This is a genomic window from Arthrobacter sp. yr096 (assembly GCF_900108925.1).
Classification (GTDB): domain Bacteria; phylum Actinomycetota; class Actinomycetes; order Actinomycetales; family Micrococcaceae; genus Arthrobacter.
The window spans coordinates 297,999-315,557 of the sequence record NZ_FNYI01000002.1 but is presented as its reverse complement, the minus strand read 5'-3'; the positions used below and the strand labels follow the sequence as shown (position 1 = coordinate 315,557).

Here is a 17,559-nt window from a genome sequence, read left to right as displayed (position 1 = left end):
CGGACTCACAGAACGGTGGGAGTTGTGAAACTCGAATTGAAGGGGATCTCGAAAGCCTTCGGGACCTTCTACGCCAACCAAGACATCGACCTCGTGGTCGAATCCGGCCAAATCCATTGCCTCCTTGGCGAAAATGGTGCCGGTAAATCAACACTCATGAACGTGCTCTACGGGCTGTACGAGCCCACGGCGGGCCAGATCCTGGTGGACGATCAGGCCGTCAATTTCCGCGGCCCTGGTGACGCCATGGCCGTTGGCATCGGCATGGTGCACCAGCACTTCATGCTTGTCCCCGTCTTTACGGTGGCAGAGAATGTAGCGCTCGGCGCGGAACCTACAACATTCGGCGGTGTCCTCAGCATCGACGAAACCCGGAAGAAGATCCGGGAAATTTCGGATCGGTACGGCTTTGACGTAGATCCTGATGCCCTGGTGGAAGATCTCCCCGTGGGAGTCCAGCAGCGTGTCGAGATCATCAAGGCCCTGGTCCGCGAAGCCAAGGTCCTCATCCTGGACGAACCTACCGCTGTGCTGACGCCGCAGGAAACGGATGAACTCCTGGACATCATGCGCCAGCTCAAAGCAGGCGGAACGTCCATCGTTTTTATCTCGCACAAGCTTCGCGAAGTAAAAGCTGTCTCAGACGTCATCACGGTGATCCGTCGCGGCAAGGTAGTGGGGGACGCGCCGCCCACTGCGTCCGCGACTGAACTCGCTTCCATGATGGTAGGCCGCCCGGTGAGCCTGAGCTTGAACAAGGCTCCTGCGCAGCCGAAAGAAACCACGTTTGTGGTGGAAAACCTCACGGTCCGCGCCGCGAATGGCACCAATGTGGTGGACGGCATCAGCTTTGACATCGCGCAAGGCGAGATCCTCGCCGTCGCCGGTGTCCAGGGAAACGGCCAAACGGAACTGACGGAAGCCATCCTCGGCGTGCAAGAGCACGTGACCGGATCGGTAACGCTGGATGGCAAACAACTGCTGGGACTTCCGGTCAAGGATGTCCTGCGCTCCGGCGTCGGCTTCGTGCCGGAAGACCGAACCGTGGACGGGCTGGTGGGTCCCTTCTCGGTGGCCGAGAACCTGGTACTGGATCTGTACGACCAGGCTCCGTTTGCGAGCGGCATCAGCATGAAGCCTGCCAAAGTGGCGGAGAACGCGAAAGCCAAGATTGAGGAGTTCGATATCCGGACACCTTCGGCTGGTTCCGCGGCCGGCACACTCTCCGGCGGCAACCAGCAAAAGGTAGTCATGGCCAGGGAACTTTCCCGGCCTCTCCGATTGTTCATCGCAAGCCAACCCACGCGCGGTGTGGACGTCGGCTCCATCGAGTTCCTGCACAAGCGCATCGTTGCCGAACGGGATGTCGGAACCCCGGTCATGATTGTTTCCACAGAACTGGATGAAGTCATTGAGCTCGCGGACCGCATCGCGGTGCTTTACAAGGGAAAGCTCGTGGGAATCGTTCCTGCGGGAACACCCCGCGACACTCTTGGCTTGATGATGGCCGGAGTCGGCCCCGAAGGAGGCTCCGATGACTAACAACGGGCAATCCAGCAAAGACCAGACCCCTGACGTTCCCAGCGCGGAAGTGCGTGCGGCTGATGTTGCACTTGATACCGCTGGTGGCGCGATGGGGCCGTCCATCGTGCCGGTTTCCTCTCAGAGCGGTGATCCCGGCCACCAGGAAGGCAACGTCCTGCGCAGGATCGTCATGGGCAACGGCTTCGTCTCTGTCCTGGCGGTCATCGTGGCTCTGTTCCTCGGCGGCCTGCTGATAGCCAGCACTGATAGCCAGGTAGCCAAGACAGCGGGCTATTTCCTGGCACGCCCAGGTGACTTCCTTCAGGCTCTCTGGGCTGCCATGACCGAGAGCTATGTGGCCTTGTTCCAAGGCGCTGTGTTCAATGCCCGCGAGGGCTTCAAGCCCCTGCTTGAGACCATGACGGTGGCAACGCCGCTGATCTGTGCCGGTTTGGGTGTGGCACTTGCTTTCCGTGCCGGTCTCTTCAACATCGGCGCGCAGGGCCAGATCATCATTAGTGCCACCCTCGCGGCGTATGTCGGTTTCGCCTGGCACCTGCCGTTCGGACTGCACCTGCTGGTGGTCATCATCATGGGTGTCCTGGGCGGAGCAGCGTGGGGTGCGATTGTCGGCATCCTCAAGGCCAGAACCGGCGCGCACGAGGTCATCGTGACCATCATGCTGAACTATGTGGCGCTGTTCCTCCTGGACTTCCTGTTGAACACCGCTGCCTTCCGCCGGCCGGGGGACAACAGCCCGATTTCACCCCGCCTGGATGAAACGGCAACCTACCCGGTACTCATCCCTGGTTCCCGGCTCCACCTCGGATTCCTGGTAGCAGTTGCCCTGACATTTGGCGTGTGGTGGATGCTGAACCGCTCCACCATCGGTTTTGAGTTCCGTGCAGTCGGTGCCAATCCGGTGGCCGCGCGCACAGCCGGCGTCAAGGTTTCCCGTGCCACCATTCTGGTCATGGCCTTTGCCGGAGCCCTTGCGGCTTTCGGCGGTGTGGCCCAGGTGGCCGGTACCGAAAAGGTGCTCACCGGCGGTGTTGCCGCGCAGATCGGCTTCGACTCCATCACCGTTGCCCTGCTGGGCCGCAGTACACCGTGGGGAACTTTCTTCGCGGGCTTGCTGTTCGGAGCTTTCCGTGCAGGTGCAGTGCAGATGCAGATCCAGACTGGAACACCCATCGACATCGTGCTGGTGGTGCAGTCCCTGATCGTCCTCTTCATCGCAGCCCCACCGCTGATCAGGTCCATCTTCCGGCTTGAGCCCAAAAAGAAGAACAAGACGCCCAAGGCCGCCCCGAAGGCTGCCCTTGCCAACGCCTCTGGAGGTGCCAAGTGAGCGCGACAACCACCGCTCCCAAGCCGGGTTCAACGGCCCTGCCTGTGTTCCGGCCTTCCCTGAAGGTTCCCGTCTCGCTGGGCGTCCTGGCGCTCATCGCCCTGTTCTTCTTTGGCTTTATGGGCCCGGACCAAACCGCCGAGATGAAGATCAGCGATGCCGGCGACGCCGTTGCAGTTCCGGCACTTATGATTCCGGGACAGGTAGGGGGCATTGTTTTTGGCATCCTGCTGCTCGCCATGGCTGCCTACTCGGTCTACCTCTGGACGCAGGGCGAAAAGTCACCCAAGTGGCTACCCATTGCGTTTGCCGTGGTGTTCGTCTTCGCCTTGCTGGTGTGGATTGTGGCAGGTGCCCGCCAGCCGTCGATTTCCCTGGCCGGTCTTGTTGCCGGTTCGGTGACCTTGGCGGTGCCCTTGGTCTTCGGTTCTCTCTCGGGCGTGCTCTGTGAGCGTGTGGGTGTAGTCAACATTGCCATCGAAGGTCAGCTTCTGGGCGGAGCGTTCACTGCCGCACTCGTGGCAACCATGACAGGGAGCCCTTACATCGGCCTGATAGCGGCTGCGGCCGCCGGTGCCGCTGTGTCCATGGTTCTGGCGGTCTTCAGCATCAAGTACCTCGTCAATCAGATCATCGTTGGTGTGGTTCTGAACGTGTTGGTCTCGGGCCTCACTGGCTTCCTCTATGGCACCCTCATGGTTCCCAACAAAGAGCAGTTCAACACCCCGGGCCGTCTGGACATCCTGCCGATCCCGCTGCTTTCGGACATCCCCATCATCGGGCCCATCCTGTTCGAGCAGTCCATTGCCGGTTACCTCATGTACATTGCCGTGGCAGTGGTGTGGTTTGGCCTGTTCAAGACCCGCTGGGGACTTCGTGTCCGCGCTGTCGGCGAGCACCCGCAGGCCGCCGACACCCTCGGCATCAACGTCAACGCCACCCGCTTCTGGAACGTCACCCTGGGTGGAGCCATCGCGGGTATCGGTGGCGCTGTGTTCACGCTGGTCACCATCGACTCCTTCACCAAGGACATTTCCGGCGGTCGCGGCTTCATTGCCTTGGCGGCCCTGATCTTTGGCCGTTGGAACCCCATCGGGGCCTTCCTGGCCTCGCTGCTGTTCGGCTTCGCCTACAACCTGCAGTCGATCCTGGGCATCATCGGTACCCCGGTGCCGAGCCAGTTCATGGCCATGCTGCCGTACTTGGTGACCATCTTCGCCGTCGCCGGTTTGGTGGGTAAGTCGCGGCCACCGGCCGCAAGCGGCATACCGTACGTGAAGGGTTGACCATGCCGGCGAATGACATCGATTGGCAGGCACTGGAAGAGGCGGCAAAGCAGGCCATGCACAATGCCTACGCGCCGTACTCGAAGTTCCCGGTGGGGGCTGCGGCCCTCACCGAGGACGGCCGGATTGTCAGCGGCTGCAACGTGGAGAACGCCAGCTACGGGCTGACCCTCTGCGCCGAATGCGCGCTGGTGGGACAGCTCCACATGACCGGTGGTGGCAGGCTGACCGCCTTCTATTGTGTTGACGGCCAAGGCAACATCCTCATGCCGTGTGGGCGTTGCCGTCAGCTGCTCTACGAATTCAGGGCGCCGGGAATGCAGCTTATGACGACGCAGGGAATCAAATCCATGGACCAGGTGCTGCCTGACGCCTTCGGTCCCGAAAACCTGGAGGAAACCACGTGACCAGCACTGAAGCGTTCGACGCCGTCCAGATCATTTCCATCAAGCGGGACAAGGGCACCCTCTCACCCGAGCAGATTGACTGGACCATCGACGCGTACACACGTGGCGTGATTGCCGAGGAGCAGATGGCCGCACTGAATATGGCCATCCTGCTCAATGGCATGGACCGCGCCGAGATATCGCGGTGGACCTCCGCCATGATCGCCTCGGGCGAGCGCATGGACTTCTCGTCCCTGACAAGGCCCGACGGCGGTCAGAAGGCTACCAGCGACAAGCACTCCACCGGTGGGGTGGGGGATAAGATCACGTTGCCTCTGGCACCCCTGGTGGCCGTCTTCGGAGTCGCGGTGCCGCAGCTGTCGGGCCGGGGCCTGGGGCACACCGGCGGCACCCTGGACAAGCTTGAGGCGATTCCGGGATGGCGCGCCAACCTGAGCAACGCCGAGATCATGGCGCAGCTCCAGGACGTGGGAGCCGTCATTTGCGCCGCAGGTTCGGGGCTGGCGCCTGCCGACAAGAAGCTGTACGCACTCCGCGACGTAACGGGCACCGTGGAAGCCATTCCGCTGATCGCTTCCTCGATCATGAGCAAAAAGATCGCGGAGGGCACGGGCTCTTTGGTGCTGGACGTCAAAGTTGGTTCGGGCGCCTTCATGAAGGATGAAGCCCGGGCCCGCGAGCTGGCCGGGACCATGGTGGCCTTGGGCAAGGACGCAGGCGTGCACACGGTAGCGCTGATCACGGACATGTCCACCCCGCTCGGATTGACTGCTGGAAACGCCATCGAGGTTGAGGAATCCGTTGAGGTCCTGGCCGGGGGTGGGCCGGAAGACGTCGTCGAGCTGACCGTCCGCCTTGCTGAGGAGATGCTGGCCGGTGCCGGCATCCATGACGCCGATCCTGCTGCCGCACTCAAGGACGGCCGCGCCATGGACGTCTGGAACAGGATGATCGAAGCCCAGGGTGGGGACCCCCGGGCTGCATTGCCGGTGGCCCGGGAATCCGAGGTTGTCTACGCGCCGGCGGATGGAGTCCTGGTGGAACTGGATGCGCTCTCCGTTGGGGTGGCGGCCTGGCGCCTTGGCGCAGGACGGGCACGCAAGGAAGACCAAGTCCAGGCCGGAGCAGGTGTTCGCCTGCATGCGAAACCTGGTGCGCTGGTCCGTGCCGGAGAGCCGTTGATGACATTGCTGACGGACACCCCGGAGAAGTTTGAACGGGCCAAGGAAGCGCTGCAGGATGCCGTGGTGATTGCCCCTGAGGGTTCGCGCCCGGCCCATCAGCTCATCATCGATCGCATCGCCTAGGCTTAAGTGTTCCGGGTTGTCCGCACGGACGGCCCGGAACACCAGTCATCCGGCGCCTGTGGGGGAGCCGGCTACCTTAAGGAAACCGTGCAGGGCATCAACGATTTCATCCTCGCCGCGGCGGAGCAGCCGTGGGTGTTGTTCCTTGTGCTGGCCTGTTGTGTGATTGATGGTTTCTTCCCGCCAATTCCCAGCGAATCCGTGGTGGTGGGCCTGAGTGCCGTGTCCGGCAGCAGCGGCTCGCCCAACGTATGGCTGCTTGGCGTGATGGCAGCCTTGGGAGCTTTCGCCGGCGACAACATCGCGTACATCATTGGCCACCGGATCGGCATCCACCGCTGGCGGTGGATGCGCACGCAGCGGATGCAGGGTGCCTTCCGATGGGCAGGCAAGGAACTTCGACGTCGCGCTGCCTCGCTGATCATGGTGGCCAGGTTCATCCCCATTGGCAGGGTGGCCGTCAATCTGACCGCCGGGGCAACACACTTCAACCACCGCCGCTTCGTAGCACTCACGGCCATGTCGGCTATCCTGTGGGCCTCGTATTCAGTGGTGCTGGGGTACTTCTTCGGGGTCTGGTTCGAGCACAACCACTTGCTGGGTGCAGTCATCGCCATAGTTGTGGCGGTGATTCTTGGGGTCATCATCGATCGCATCATCAGTAAAGTCCGCGGATCAGTTCCACTGGACGGCAAAAACATCCCCGAGGAAGACGCCCAGACTCCACCCACGGTATGACGCTTCCGGCCCCGGAAGATCAGCCCCGCGGTTGACGACGGCACCTTATCAGCACGTATAGCGTTAAACGCGTGATCCCAAGGCTGGGACGTAGCGAACGACGTCCCGGCCATGGGACACTAAGAGCGACTTCCGTCACAGTGTCAAGTCATATTCGCCTAGGAGCTACCGCCGCGTGGAGTTTTTGAACCAAATGCTCGAGCATGCAGCCGGGCAGCCCTGGATATACCCGGTCCTCCTGGTCTTCTTCTTCATTGACGGATTTGCCACCATCCTCCCCAGCGAAACAGCCATTGTGGGTCTCTCGGCGCTGTCACTTCACAGCGGAGAACCCAACTTGTGGATCCTTGGGGCCACAGCGTTGGTGGGGGCGATGGCCGGCGACAATATGGCCTACATGCTTGGCCGCAAGATCGGACTGACCCGCTGGAAGTGGATGCGCAGGCCCAAGGTCCAAAAGATGTTCGCCTGGGCCCAGTATGAGCTGGACAAGCGCGGCGCCGTCCTGATTTTCACGGCCCGCTACATTCCGTGGGGCCGCGTTGCGGTGAACTACGTCGCCGGGCAAACGGGGTTCCGCCACCGGACCTTCTTCTGGTTGGACGCTTTTGCCTGCGTCACGTGGGTTGCATACTCCATCGGCATTGGATTGCTGGCGGGGCAATGGGTGCACAACAACCCGCTCCTGGGGGTTGGCATCGCCGTTGCGTTCGCAGTGGTCCTGGGCATCGTGGTGGATCATGCCCTGCGCTGGTGGCATAAATATCTGGAGAAGAAGGACGCCGCCCGTGGTGCCGCCCTGAACCCGGAGGCCCCTTCGAATGAGGCCTCCACGAACGTGATTGCCGGCGTCGACGCTTCCAAGCCTGCTGGCTAAGCTCCTGCAGTCCCCCTACAGTTAGTACGTGACTGAGCCCATACTTGACGCTGCCCCTGCCCTTGACTTCGATCTGAAGAGCCTTCCCAAGGTTTCCCTCCATGACCATCTGGACGGGGGACTCCGCCCCGCCACCATCATTGAGTTGGCTGAGGCCGTCGGCCACACGCTGCCCTCCACCGATCCCGTCGCGCTGGGCGAATGGTTCCGCGAGTCTGCCGACTCCGGCTCCCTGGTTCGCTACCTCGAAACCTTTGACCACACCATTGCCGTCATGCAGACCAAGGAAGGCCTGTTCCGGGTCGCCAAGGAGTTCGTGGAAGACCTTGCCGAGGACGGCGTGGTGTACGGCGAAGTGCGCTGGGCGCCCGAGCAGCACCTGCAGAAGGGCCTGACCCTGGATGAGGTGGTCGAAGCCGTCCAGACTGGCTTGGAAGCAGGCGTCGACGCGGCAGAAGAGCGCGGCCAGCAGATCCAGGTTGGTCAGCTGATCACGGCCATGCGGCACGCTGACCGTGGTCAGGAAATCGCGGAACTCGCTGTTCGTCACCGGGCCAACGGCGCCGTTGGTTTCGACATTGCCGGTGCTGAAGACGGCTTCCTGCCTTCCCGCTTCAAGGACGCCTTCACATACTTGGCCGAGAACAACTTCCCGGCCACCGTCCACGCTGGTGAAGCCGCCGGCCTGGAGAGCATCCAGTCCGCACTCGTGGATGGACGCGCGCTGCGCCTGGGCCACGGCGTGCGGATCGCCGAGGACATCACGGTGGAGTTCGAGGACAACTCGGACGACGACGGCGAGGACACTGTTGGCATGGTGACCATCGGCAGCATTGCCGCCTGGGTACGCGACCGCGGAATCGCTTTGGAGATCTGCCCGTCGTCCAATCTCCAGACCGGCGCCATTTCCGGCTTTGGCGAGGGCATTGAAAGCCACCCGCTGGACATGCTTTTCCAGCTCGGCTTTAACGTCACCATCAACACTGACAACCGCCTCATGAGCGGTGTCACCCTGACGGATGAGTTTGAGCTCCTGGTGGAAACCTTCGATTACGATCTTGATGATCTGCTCGAACTGACCCTTAACGCCGCAGAGGCAGCTTTCCTGCCGCTGGACGAGCGTGAAGCTTTGGTTGAGTACATCAACGATGCCTACGCCAACCTCGGCTAATTCTCCTCTGGACCAGCTGCTGGGGACGATCGCTGAGCTGCGTGAACATTGCCCGTGGATGGGTGCGTTGACGCACGAGTCGCTGGTGGAGTACCTGATTGAGGAAGCCTACGAAGTGGTGGACTCGATCGAGGCCGGCGATGTTGACGACGAGCTCCGCGGCGAGCTGGGCGATGTACTGCTGCAGGTAGTGCTTCACGCCCGGCTCGCCGAGGAGCGCGGCAGCTTTGACTTCGATGCCGTAGCCAAGGGGATCAACGAAAAGATGATCCGGCGCAACCAGCACGTTTTCACGCCTGACGGATCCTTGCGGGAAAGTTTTCCGGCCAGCGTTGAGGAGATCATCGTCACGTGGGACGCGGCAAAGAAGGCGGAAATGCCTGAACGGAAGGACCCTTTCCAGGGCATACCCCCGCACCTTCCGGCGTTGGCAGCGGCACAAAAGTCCATGGACAGGGCGGCCCGCGCCGGCCTGCCCGTTGGAGCGGCAGGCGGGCAATCCGCCGTCGTACTTCCCGTCATTCCCGCAACCGAAGAGGCGCTTGGCGAGCTGCTGCTCGCCGTCGTCGCCGGTGCCCGGGAACAGGGGTTGGACGCCGAGCGGGCCCTTCGCGCTGCAGTTCGATCGTTTCAGAAAGACCACGCGTCGCCTTCATGACGTGAGCCGTTGGAAGCCGTGCCGTAACCTAAGCCACTCTCGACTACGCTAGTAGCGACGAGGACGTTGAGAATTTCCCTCCACATTCCTGTAATTCGCCCATAAGGAGCACATCCATGGCGCTTATCGATGCCATCCACGCACGCGAGATCCTTGATTCCCGCGGAAACCCGACCGTAGAAGTTGAGGTTCTGCTCTCCGACGGCCAGATCGGCCGCGCAGCAGTACCCTCCGGTGCCTCCACCGGTGAGCACGAGGCCGTTGAGCTTCGCGACGGCGACAAGGGCCGTTACCTCGGCAAGGGTGTCCAGAAGGCCGTTGACGCGGTTATCGACGAGATCTCCCCGGCACTGATTGGCTTCGACGCCACAGACCAGCGCAGCATCGACCAGGCCATGATCGACCTGGACGGAACCCCCAACAAGGGCAAGCTGGGCGCCAACGCCATCCTGGGCGTCTCCCTGGCCGTTGCCAACGCTGCCGCAGCCTCCGCTGACCTGCCGCTGTACAAGTACCTGGGCGGCCCAAACGCCCACGTCCTGCCGGTTCCGCTGATGAACATCCTCAACGGTGGCTCGCACGCCGACTCCGATGTGGACATCCAGGAATTCATGATCGCTCCGATCGGCGCCGAGACCTTCTCCGAAGGCCTGCGTTGGGGCGTTGAGGTTTACCACAACCTCAAGTCCGTTCTTCAGGAAAAGGGCCTCTCCACCGGCCTGGGTGACGAGGGCGGCTTCGCCCCCAACCTGCCCTCCAACCGCGCTGCACTGGACCTGATCCAGGAAGCCATCAAGAACGCCGGCTACACCCCGGGCAAGGACATCGCCCTGGCACTGGACGTTGCATCCTCCGAGTTCTTCAAGGACGGTGCTTACCAGTTCGAAGGCAAGGCACTCTCTGCCACCGAGATGAGCGCGTACTACGCCGAGCTGGTTGCCGACTACCCGCTGGTTTCCATCGAAGACCCGCTGGACGAGAACGACTGGGAAGGCTGGAAGACCCTCACCGACACCATTGGTGACAAGGTCCAGCTGGTGGGCGACGACCTCTTCGTCACCAACCCGGTCCGCCTGCAGCAGGGCATCGACGCCGCCACGGCCAACTCCCTGCTGGTCAAGGTCAACCAGATCGGTTCCCTGACCGAGACGCTGGACGCCGTTTCCCTGGCCCAGCGCTCCGGCTACACCACCATCACCTCGCACCGCTCCGGCGAAACCGAGGACACCACCATTGCTGACATCGCCGTTGCCACCAACGCAGGTCAGATCAAGACCGGTGCCCCGGCACGCTCCGAGCGCGTCGCCAAGTACAACCAGCTGCTGCGCATCGAAGAAGAACTCGATGATGCCGCACGCTACGCCGGCCGCAGCGCGTTCCCGCGTTTCAAGGGCTAGCCTTCAGCAAAAACAGCTGACCGGTGGCTATGGTGGAAAGACCATGGCCACCGGTTCTGTTTAACGCTGGCCTGGTCAGAACAAGCAAGAGCAGCAACCCCGCCAGGCAAGCACCGGGCATTACAGGAGTGTCATGGCCACCCGTCGTCCCAAGGTCCCCAGGGCCGACGCCCTTGGCCGGCCTGCCCACCAAGCTACGCCTCCCAGTGGAACCCGGCCTCCCAACGGAACCCCGCGTCCTGCGCCTAAAGCTCCTGATGCTGCAAATCCGCACGGCGGAAATCCGGACGGGGCAGACGTCATCAAGGGGGAGTTCGGGGCCACGCGCGCTGCCCCCAAAACCTCGACGTCGGCCGCTGGCCGGAACAGCGCTGCTGCCACACATGCTGTGGCGGGCAAGGCAGCTGCCGGGAAGAAGCCGACGACCGGCAGGAGCTCAGCCGGCGGTTCGAACAAGACGACAGCGAAGTCCCCGGGTACAGCAGGTTCCGCAGCCAAGGATGACCACCACCTCGACCCCGTTCCGGCCAAGGCGTTTTCCGGACGAATGCTGGCGCTGGCCGTGGTGATGATTGCCATCACCATCATGTTGGCCCCCACTGTAAAGATCTTCCTGGAGAAACGAGCCGAGATTTCCGCGCTGGAGGGCGAGATTGCCGGCAAGAAAGCGGAGCAAACTGAGCTCAACAAACAGATCTCCCGGTGGCAGGACCCCAACTACGTGAAACAACAGGCCCGCGACCGCATTAACATGGTTATGCCGGGTGAAACAGGTTACTGGGTGTTTGGGGGAGAAGAAGCCGCCGGCACGCCGGGTGGCCGCACCGGCTCCGGATCTTCTGCAAACCCGGAGAATCTGCCCTGGGTGGATGCTCTCTGGGAGTCCATCAGACGATCGGCAACTGACTAGAAGCGGTGCCCGCCGCCGTCGTGTCCTGAGAGGACGCGGCTAAGAGGGCAGGAAGGTTGGCAGCGCAAGTGGAAGAGTACACGGCAGCCGTGCCGCAGGAATCCCGCCAGCCATCAGCACATGATCTCGAGGTCCTTAGCCGCCAGCTCGGCAGGCCGGTCCGGGATGTCGTTGAGATCCCGGCGCGGTGCGTATGCGGCAACCCGCTGGTTGCGGCCACCGCGCCCCGGTTGAGCAACGGAACACCGTTTCCCACCACGTTTTACCTGACCCACCCGGTCATCACCTCCGCTGTGTCGCGGCTGGAAGCGGCAGGGCTCATGAACCAGATGAACGAGCGGTTGACCGCAGACCAGGAATTGGCTGGAGCCTACCGTGGCGCCCACGAGGCCTACCTGCAGGCCCGCAACGACATCGCCGGCCGTTCGGGAACCGGCGCGGTGCCCGAGATTGACGGCATCTCTGCCGGCGGCATGCCCACCCGCGTCAAGTGCCTTCATGTTTTGGTGGGCCATTCGCTCGCCGCGGGTCCGGGGGTGAATCCGCTGGGTGACGAGGCTTTGGAGTCCATCACTGAGTGGTGGACCAAAGACCGTTGCTATTGCGACGGCGCCTGGGATACCGCAGGCGAGGCCCCCTCGAAGGACCTGAGCCGCCACGGCCCGCAGGGCTTGCCGGACATCGTTGGACGTCCCGCGCCGGTAAGGACAGCAAAAACCAGTGCTCCGGGCGAGCAGGAAGGCACTGCATGAGCCGCGTCGCAGCGATCGACTGTGGAACCAATTCCATCCGCCTCCTCATCGCAGACGCCTCAGCCAATGGAGCGCCGGGACCGTTGACCGATGTTGTGCGTGAAATGCGCGTGGTCCGGCTGGGCCAGGGTGTTGATGCCACCGGCGAACTCGCCCCCGAGGCCTTGGAACGCACATTCGCAGCTACAAAGGACTATGCCGGGCTTATCCAGCTCCACGGTGCCACACGAGTCCGGTTCGCTGCGACGTCCGCAACCCGCGATGCCCGCAACCGCCAGGTTTTTGTGGACGGCATTCGTGAACTGTTGGGCGTGGAACCGGAAGTAATTTCGGGTAACGAGGAAGCTGCTCTGTCCTTCGCCGGCGCCAGCAGTGTCCTGCCGGTTACCGGGGCAGACCCCATCCTTGTGGTGGACCTGGGCGGCGGCAGTACCGAATTCGTGCTGGGTGACTCCAATGGCGTCATCGCTGCCCGCTCGGTGGATATTGGCTGCGTAAGGCTGACTGAGCGTCACCTTCGCAGTGATCCGCCCACCGCAGCGGAAATCGCTGCAGCAGAGTCCGACGTCGATGCCGCGCTTGACCTTGCCGGGCAAGAGGTGCCGCTTGACCGCGCCACCGCTGTGGTTGGCGTGGCGGGTTCCATCACCACCATCACGGCGCACGCATTGGGCCTGAGCGAATACTCGCCCAGCCGGATCCACGGGGCTTCACTGGATCTGCAGACCATCAGCGACGCTTGCACCAGCTTGCTGGAAATGACGCGCGACGAACGTGCGGCACTTCCTTTCATGCACCCCGGCCGCGTGGATGTCATCGGCGCCGGCGCCTTGGTATGGCGTCGCATCCTGGACCGGCTGGCAACCGTCAGCGATGGCCGGATTACTGTGGCTGTCTCCAGCGAGCACGACATCCTGGACGGCATCGCACTGAGTATCCGGGACGCCGAATGACGGTGCGATACCGCCGCACCTTCTCCGCCGGATTGGCCACCCTCATGGCCGGCAGCGCGCTGGCGGGTGCATTGTTGACGGCTCCGGCCGCCAGCGCGGACGCCTGGCGGGACAAGGAGTTCTGGCTCAAGGAATCAGGAGTCACCAACGCGTGGCAGGTTTCCAAGGGTGCCGGGGTCAAGGTGGCCATCATCGATAGCGGCATCGACGGCAACCATCCTGACCTGAAGGGTGTGGTGGTGGGTGGCACGGACGTCTCCGGAGCCGGCGCTCCCAACGGGCAGAAGAGCATCGGGGCCAAGACCGAGCACGGAACCCTGGTGGCTACCATGCTGGCCGGCCGTGGCCACACGACCCCTACGGCATCGCCGTCACCATCTGCGTCAGCAACTCCCGCTGCCCCACCCACGGTCCCTCCAGCCGGGGGACCGGAAGGCATCACGGGTGTGGCACCTGAAGCGGAGATCCTGGCCGTGTCAACGTGGCTCGGATCGCCCAACCCCGGCGGTAAATCGGATCAGGAGCAGATTCCGGACGCCGTCCGCTGGGCAGTGGACAACGGTGCCAAGGTCATCAATATTTCCCTGGGAAGTACATCCCCGGACTGGCCACAGAGCTGGGACGCCGCGTTCTTGTACGCCGAGCAGAAGGACGTCGTGATCGTCGCCGCTGCCGGAAACCGCGTGGGCGGCAACATCCAGGTGGGAGCTCCGGCCACCATCCCCGGTGTCCTTACGGTTGCCGGACTGGACGGCGACGGGCGGGCCAGCGTGGACTCCTCCTCCCAAGGCATCAGCATCGGGGTGGCCGCACCTGCAGAGAATCTGGTGGGCGGCATTCCCGGGGGCGGCTACGCCGAGTGGGCTGGTACCTCCGGTGCAGCGCCCATCGTGTCCGGCGTTGCCGCACTGATCCGCTCCAAATGGCCGGAGATGAGTGCCACACAGGTCATCAACAGGATTGTCAGCACGGCCAAGGACGCAGGCGCTCCGGGCAAGGATCCGCTCTACGGTTACGGGATCCTGAATGCCGAGGCGGCGCTGAAGGATGACGTGCCCACGGCCAGCAGCAACCCGTTGGGTTCCATTGCGGACTGGATCCGTGTGCACCGCCGTGGTGATTTCAGTACGCCGTCGCAGGCACCCGCTGCGAGTCCTACCAGCGCGGCACCCACGCTTGCCGATCCGACCGTCCCTGTAGCCAAGACGCCGGCCACTGTGGACGATGCCCTTCCCGCCGCCGTCGTGCTTGGGTTTGGTGCGCTGTTTATCGCTCTTGTCACCGGAGCCGCGATCCAGTTGCGGAGGGTGTCGAAGAACCCGCCGGCGGTGCCCGAGGAAGCCGAAACGGGCGCGATGATGAAGGTGGATCCACCCGTCAAAAAGTAGTTAGTGAAGATTTTCACAAAGTACGGTACTCTGGTCTCATGGCAACCACCCCTGAGCTCATTGACCGTCCCCGGGTTCTCGTCGTCGGCGGCGGCTACGTCGGCCTCTACGTAGCCCTCAAATTGCAGAAGAAGATCGCGAATGCAGGTGGCATCGTCACCGTCGTGGATCCACTGCCTTACATGACTTATCAGCCCTTCCTCCCGGAAGTTGCAGGTGGCAACATCGAGGCACGGCACGCCGTCGTCTCCCACCGTCAGCACCTGAAGCAGACTGAGCTCATCCAGGGCCGCGTCACCAGCATCGACCACGCCAACCGGACTGCGGTCATCGCTCCGTCCGATGGCGGCGAAAACTTCGAAATCCCGTACTTCGACGTCGTCATTGCAGCAGGCGCCATCACCCGTACGTTCCCCATCAAGGGCCTCGCGGACAAGGGCATCGGCCTGAAGACCATCGAGGAAGCTGTTGCACTGCGCAACAAGGTGCTGGAGCGCATTGAAGCCGCTTCCACCATGACGGACCCCGCAGAGCGCGCCAAGGCCCTCACGTTCGTTGTTGTCGGTGGCGGTTTTGCCGGCATTGAGTGCCTCACCGAAATGGAAGACCTCGCCCGCGCCGCCGTGCGTAACAACCCGCGCATCCGCCAGGAAGAAGTCCGCTTCATCCTGGTCGAAGCCATGGGACGCATCATGCCCGAGGTCACCGCCTCGCAGGCTGAATGGGTTGTGGAGCACCTCCGCAGCCGCGGCATCGAAGTTCTGCTGAACACCTCCCTGGACAGCGCCGAGGGCAACCTCAAGCTCATCAACCTCCCGGACAAGACCCCGGCACAGGAAGTTGAAGCTGACACCCTGGTGTGGGCTGCCGGTGTGCAGGCCAACCCGATGATCCGCTCCACGGACTTCCCGCTGGAACCGCGTGGCCGCGTTCGCGTCCTCCCGGACCTGCGCATCGCAGGCGACGAAGGCATCGTGGAGAACGCCTGGGCAGCCGGCGACATCGCCGCCGTCCCGGACCTCACGGGCAAGGGCCTGCCGGACGGCACTTGCGTCCCCAACGCCCAGCACGCACTCCGCCAGGCCAAGAAGCTCGCCAAGAACCTCTGGGCTTCCCGCTGGGACAAGCCGCTGCACGACTACAAGCACAAGAACCTTGGTGCTGTTGCCGGCTTCGGCGAGTGGAAGGGTGTTGCCAACATCAACCTGCTGGGCCGCATCGGCCTCAAGGGCGGCCTCGCCTGGCTGGCCCACCGTGGGTACCACGGCATGGCCATGCCCACCGTTGAGCGCAAGTTCCGCGTGATCTTCGGCTGGATCCTTGCATTCTTCGCAGGCCGCGACACCACGCAGCTGATCGACCTGGACAACCCCCGCGGTGCCTTCGTGGCCGCAGCGACGCCGGCTCCCAAGCCTGCAGCTGCACCGGCACCCGTTGAAGCCAAGCCTGTTGCCGAGGAAGCCAAGACCCCGGTAACTGCTGACGCCAAGTAGTACACGCCCGACGGCGGCCGCCCCCTTCAGGGGAGTGGCCGCCGTCGGCGTTTAACCACTGGACTTTCCTGGCCTGCAGTGTTTGCGGTGCCCCTAGACTGTTCCCATGTCCGGTGAAACCGATCTGAAGACGCTTCTGGAATCCCTGCACCCTGTGGCCCGCGACGGTGAGTATGTGTACGCTCTCTGGCCGCACGGCCGGCCGCTGGAAGGCGGCATCGAAGCGGCCGTTCGGGAGGCTGAAGGCCTGACGGTTGTCCTTCACCGCGATGAAGCAGATTCGTTGGGCCTCAGCTACGATTTCGTGGCCACCTGGATCACGCTGCAGGTTCACTCGGCCCTCGAAGCCGTAGGACTGACCGCGGCGGTGAGTGCAGCGCTGACACACTCGGGAATCAGCTGCAACGTCCTGGCCGGGTTCCACCACGACCACCTGCTGGTGCCCACAGCTGATGCCGGCCGGGCCATGGACGTGCTGCGATTGCTGGCCCGTGGGGTGGTCCTGAGATCCGAGCTGCCCGAGGACCGGGAAGAGATCCTGGAGCTGACTGCCCGGGCCTTCTCCGTTTCACCTGTGACCGGCGAGCCTGTGGTGGGCACTCCCGTTGAAGTGGGGCTGCTGCGGGAGCTTTTTGAGTGCGGCGAGTACATTCCGGAGTTCAGCATCGTGGCGGAGATGGGCGGAGAAATTGTGGGTCATGCCATCAGTACCCGGGGGTGGGTGGGAGCGTTGGAGCTTGTTGCCCTCGGTCCGATCGGCGTGCTTCCGCCGTTCCAGCGCCGCGGAGTGGGTTCCGCGTTGATGCGCGAGACGGCTGCCCGGGCCACTGCCCTCGGAGAGCCCGGGATCGCCTTGCTCGGCAGCCCTCTTTACTACCCGCGCTTCGGGTACGTTCCGGCCACCTCCTTGGGCATTGAACCGCCGGAAACGGTGTGGGGTGATCACTTCCAATTGCTGACGCTCCCCGGATGGCCCGACGGCGTCAGCGGCACCTTCCGCTATGCTGAGCCGTTCAACCAGCTGTAGCTGGGATACCATGGTCCGGGCGCCCCAGTAGCCCAATTGGCAGAGGCAGCGGACTTAAAATCCGCGTGTTGTGGGTTCGAGTCCCACCTGGGGCACTGTTCTTTGGCGGAGGGCACTGTTCTTTGGGGGAGTGCCCTGTTCTGTAGGCGAGAGCGAATTCTCCCTTGCGTTGGAGCCTCCCCCTACTTCAGTGAGATTTCCCAGCATGCTCGTAGATTCCCCACAGGCAACGAGTGTTATAGGGATGTGACCTGAATCACTTATGTTCGTGGATCAATTGCACTAGTTTGAGTCTTAATCAGGAACACCTGAGTAATCGC

General features: G+C 63.0%; 16 protein-coding genes and 1 tRNA gene. All 17 read left to right on the top strand.

Translation table 11 applies throughout. From position 1 onward, the window contains the following. Positions 1-24 precede the first annotated feature (24 nt). The 17 genes from BMY91_RS06190 (at position 25) to BMY91_RS06110 (ending at position 17,334) form a co-directional block, all read left to right on the top strand. On the top strand, positions 25-1,542 hold the full coding sequence (locus BMY91_RS06190) for an ABC transporter ATP-binding protein (protein ID WP_090820666.1): 1,518 nt from the start codon (positions 25-27) through the stop codon (positions 1,540-1,542). Continuing rightward, on the top strand, positions 1,535-2,875 hold the full coding sequence (locus BMY91_RS06185) for an ABC transporter permease (protein ID WP_090819928.1): 1,341 nt from the start codon (positions 1,535-1,537) through the stop codon (positions 2,873-2,875). The genes BMY91_RS06190 and BMY91_RS06185 overlap by 8 nt, the downstream gene beginning before the upstream one ends. Beyond that, positions 2,872-4,161, top strand: a complete 1,290-nt coding sequence (locus BMY91_RS06180) for an ABC transporter permease (RefSeq protein ID WP_090819925.1) — start codon at positions 2,872-2,874, stop codon at positions 4,159-4,161. The genes BMY91_RS06185 and BMY91_RS06180 overlap by 4 nt, the downstream gene beginning before the upstream one ends. Positions 4,162-4,163: 2 nt before the next feature. After that, a complete protein-coding gene (locus BMY91_RS06175; RefSeq protein ID WP_090819922.1) occupies positions 4,164-4,568 on the top strand; it encodes a cytidine deaminase in 405 nt (134 codons plus the stop codon). After that, positions 4,565-5,875 (top strand): thymidine phosphorylase, encoded by a 1,311-nt coding sequence (locus BMY91_RS06170; RefSeq protein WP_090819919.1) that lies wholly within the window; start codon positions 4,565-4,567, stop codon positions 5,873-5,875. Before BMY91_RS06175 ends, BMY91_RS06170 begins: the two co-directional genes overlap by 4 nt. 87 nt (positions 5,876-5,962) lie before the next feature. Further along, positions 5,963-6,613: a DedA family protein gene (locus BMY91_RS06165; RefSeq protein WP_090819916.1), complete on the top strand. Its 651-nt coding sequence runs from the start codon at positions 5,963-5,965 to the stop codon at positions 6,611-6,613. Between the two features lie 193 nt (positions 6,614-6,806). Further along, positions 6,807-7,490 carry a DedA family protein gene (locus BMY91_RS06160; protein WP_090820664.1) on the top strand — a complete coding sequence of 228 codons (684 nt, stop codon included), beginning with the start codon at positions 6,807-6,809 and terminating at the stop codon, positions 7,488-7,490. A gap of 28 nt (positions 7,491-7,518) precedes the next feature. Then, positions 7,519-8,661: an adenosine deaminase gene (locus tag BMY91_RS06155; protein ID WP_090819913.1), complete on the top strand. Its 1,143-nt coding sequence runs from the start codon at positions 7,519-7,521 to the stop codon at positions 8,659-8,661. Continuing rightward, positions 8,639-9,319: a MazG nucleotide pyrophosphohydrolase domain-containing protein gene (locus BMY91_RS06150; protein ID WP_090819911.1), complete on the top strand. Its 681-nt coding sequence runs from the start codon at positions 8,639-8,641 to the stop codon at positions 9,317-9,319. Before BMY91_RS06155 ends, BMY91_RS06150 begins: the two co-directional genes overlap by 23 nt. A gap of 116 nt (positions 9,320-9,435) precedes the next feature. After that, on the top strand, positions 9,436-10,716 hold the full coding sequence (gene eno / locus BMY91_RS06145) for a phosphopyruvate hydratase (RefSeq protein ID WP_090819908.1): 1,281 nt from the start codon (positions 9,436-9,438) through the stop codon (positions 10,714-10,716). A gap of 133 nt (positions 10,717-10,849) precedes the next feature. Then, positions 10,850-11,626, top strand: coding sequence for an FtsB family cell division protein (locus tag BMY91_RS06140; RefSeq protein WP_090819905.1), 777 nt, complete (start codon positions 10,850-10,852; stop codon positions 11,624-11,626). Between the two features lie 68 nt (positions 11,627-11,694). Further along, the gene (locus BMY91_RS06135; RefSeq protein WP_175538543.1) at positions 11,695-12,378 is read left to right on the top strand and encodes a DUF501 domain-containing protein; all 684 of its coding nucleotides are present in this window, start codon (positions 11,695-11,697) and stop codon (positions 12,376-12,378) included. Continuing rightward, positions 12,375-13,331, top strand: coding sequence for a Ppx/GppA phosphatase family protein (locus tag BMY91_RS06130; RefSeq protein WP_090819899.1), 957 nt, complete (start codon positions 12,375-12,377; stop codon positions 13,329-13,331). Before BMY91_RS06135 ends, BMY91_RS06130 begins: the two co-directional genes overlap by 4 nt. Then, a complete protein-coding gene (locus BMY91_RS06125; RefSeq protein ID WP_090819896.1) occupies positions 13,328-14,719 on the top strand; it encodes a S8 family serine peptidase in 1,392 nt (463 codons plus the stop codon). Before BMY91_RS06130 ends, BMY91_RS06125 begins: the two co-directional genes overlap by 4 nt. A gap of 38 nt (positions 14,720-14,757) precedes the next feature. Further along, positions 14,758-16,212 (top strand): NAD(P)/FAD-dependent oxidoreductase, encoded by a 1,455-nt coding sequence (locus tag BMY91_RS06120; protein ID WP_090819893.1) that lies wholly within the window; start codon positions 14,758-14,760, stop codon positions 16,210-16,212. Positions 16,213-16,318: 106 nt separating this feature from the next. Continuing rightward, on the top strand, positions 16,319-17,239 hold the full coding sequence (locus BMY91_RS06115) for an N-acetyltransferase (RefSeq protein ID WP_090819890.1): 921 nt from the start codon (positions 16,319-16,321) through the stop codon (positions 17,237-17,239). A gap of 21 nt (positions 17,240-17,260) precedes the next feature. Then, positions 17,261-17,334: transfer RNA gene (locus BMY91_RS06110), tRNA-Leu, on the top strand. Positions 17,335-17,559: the final 225 nt, after the last annotated feature.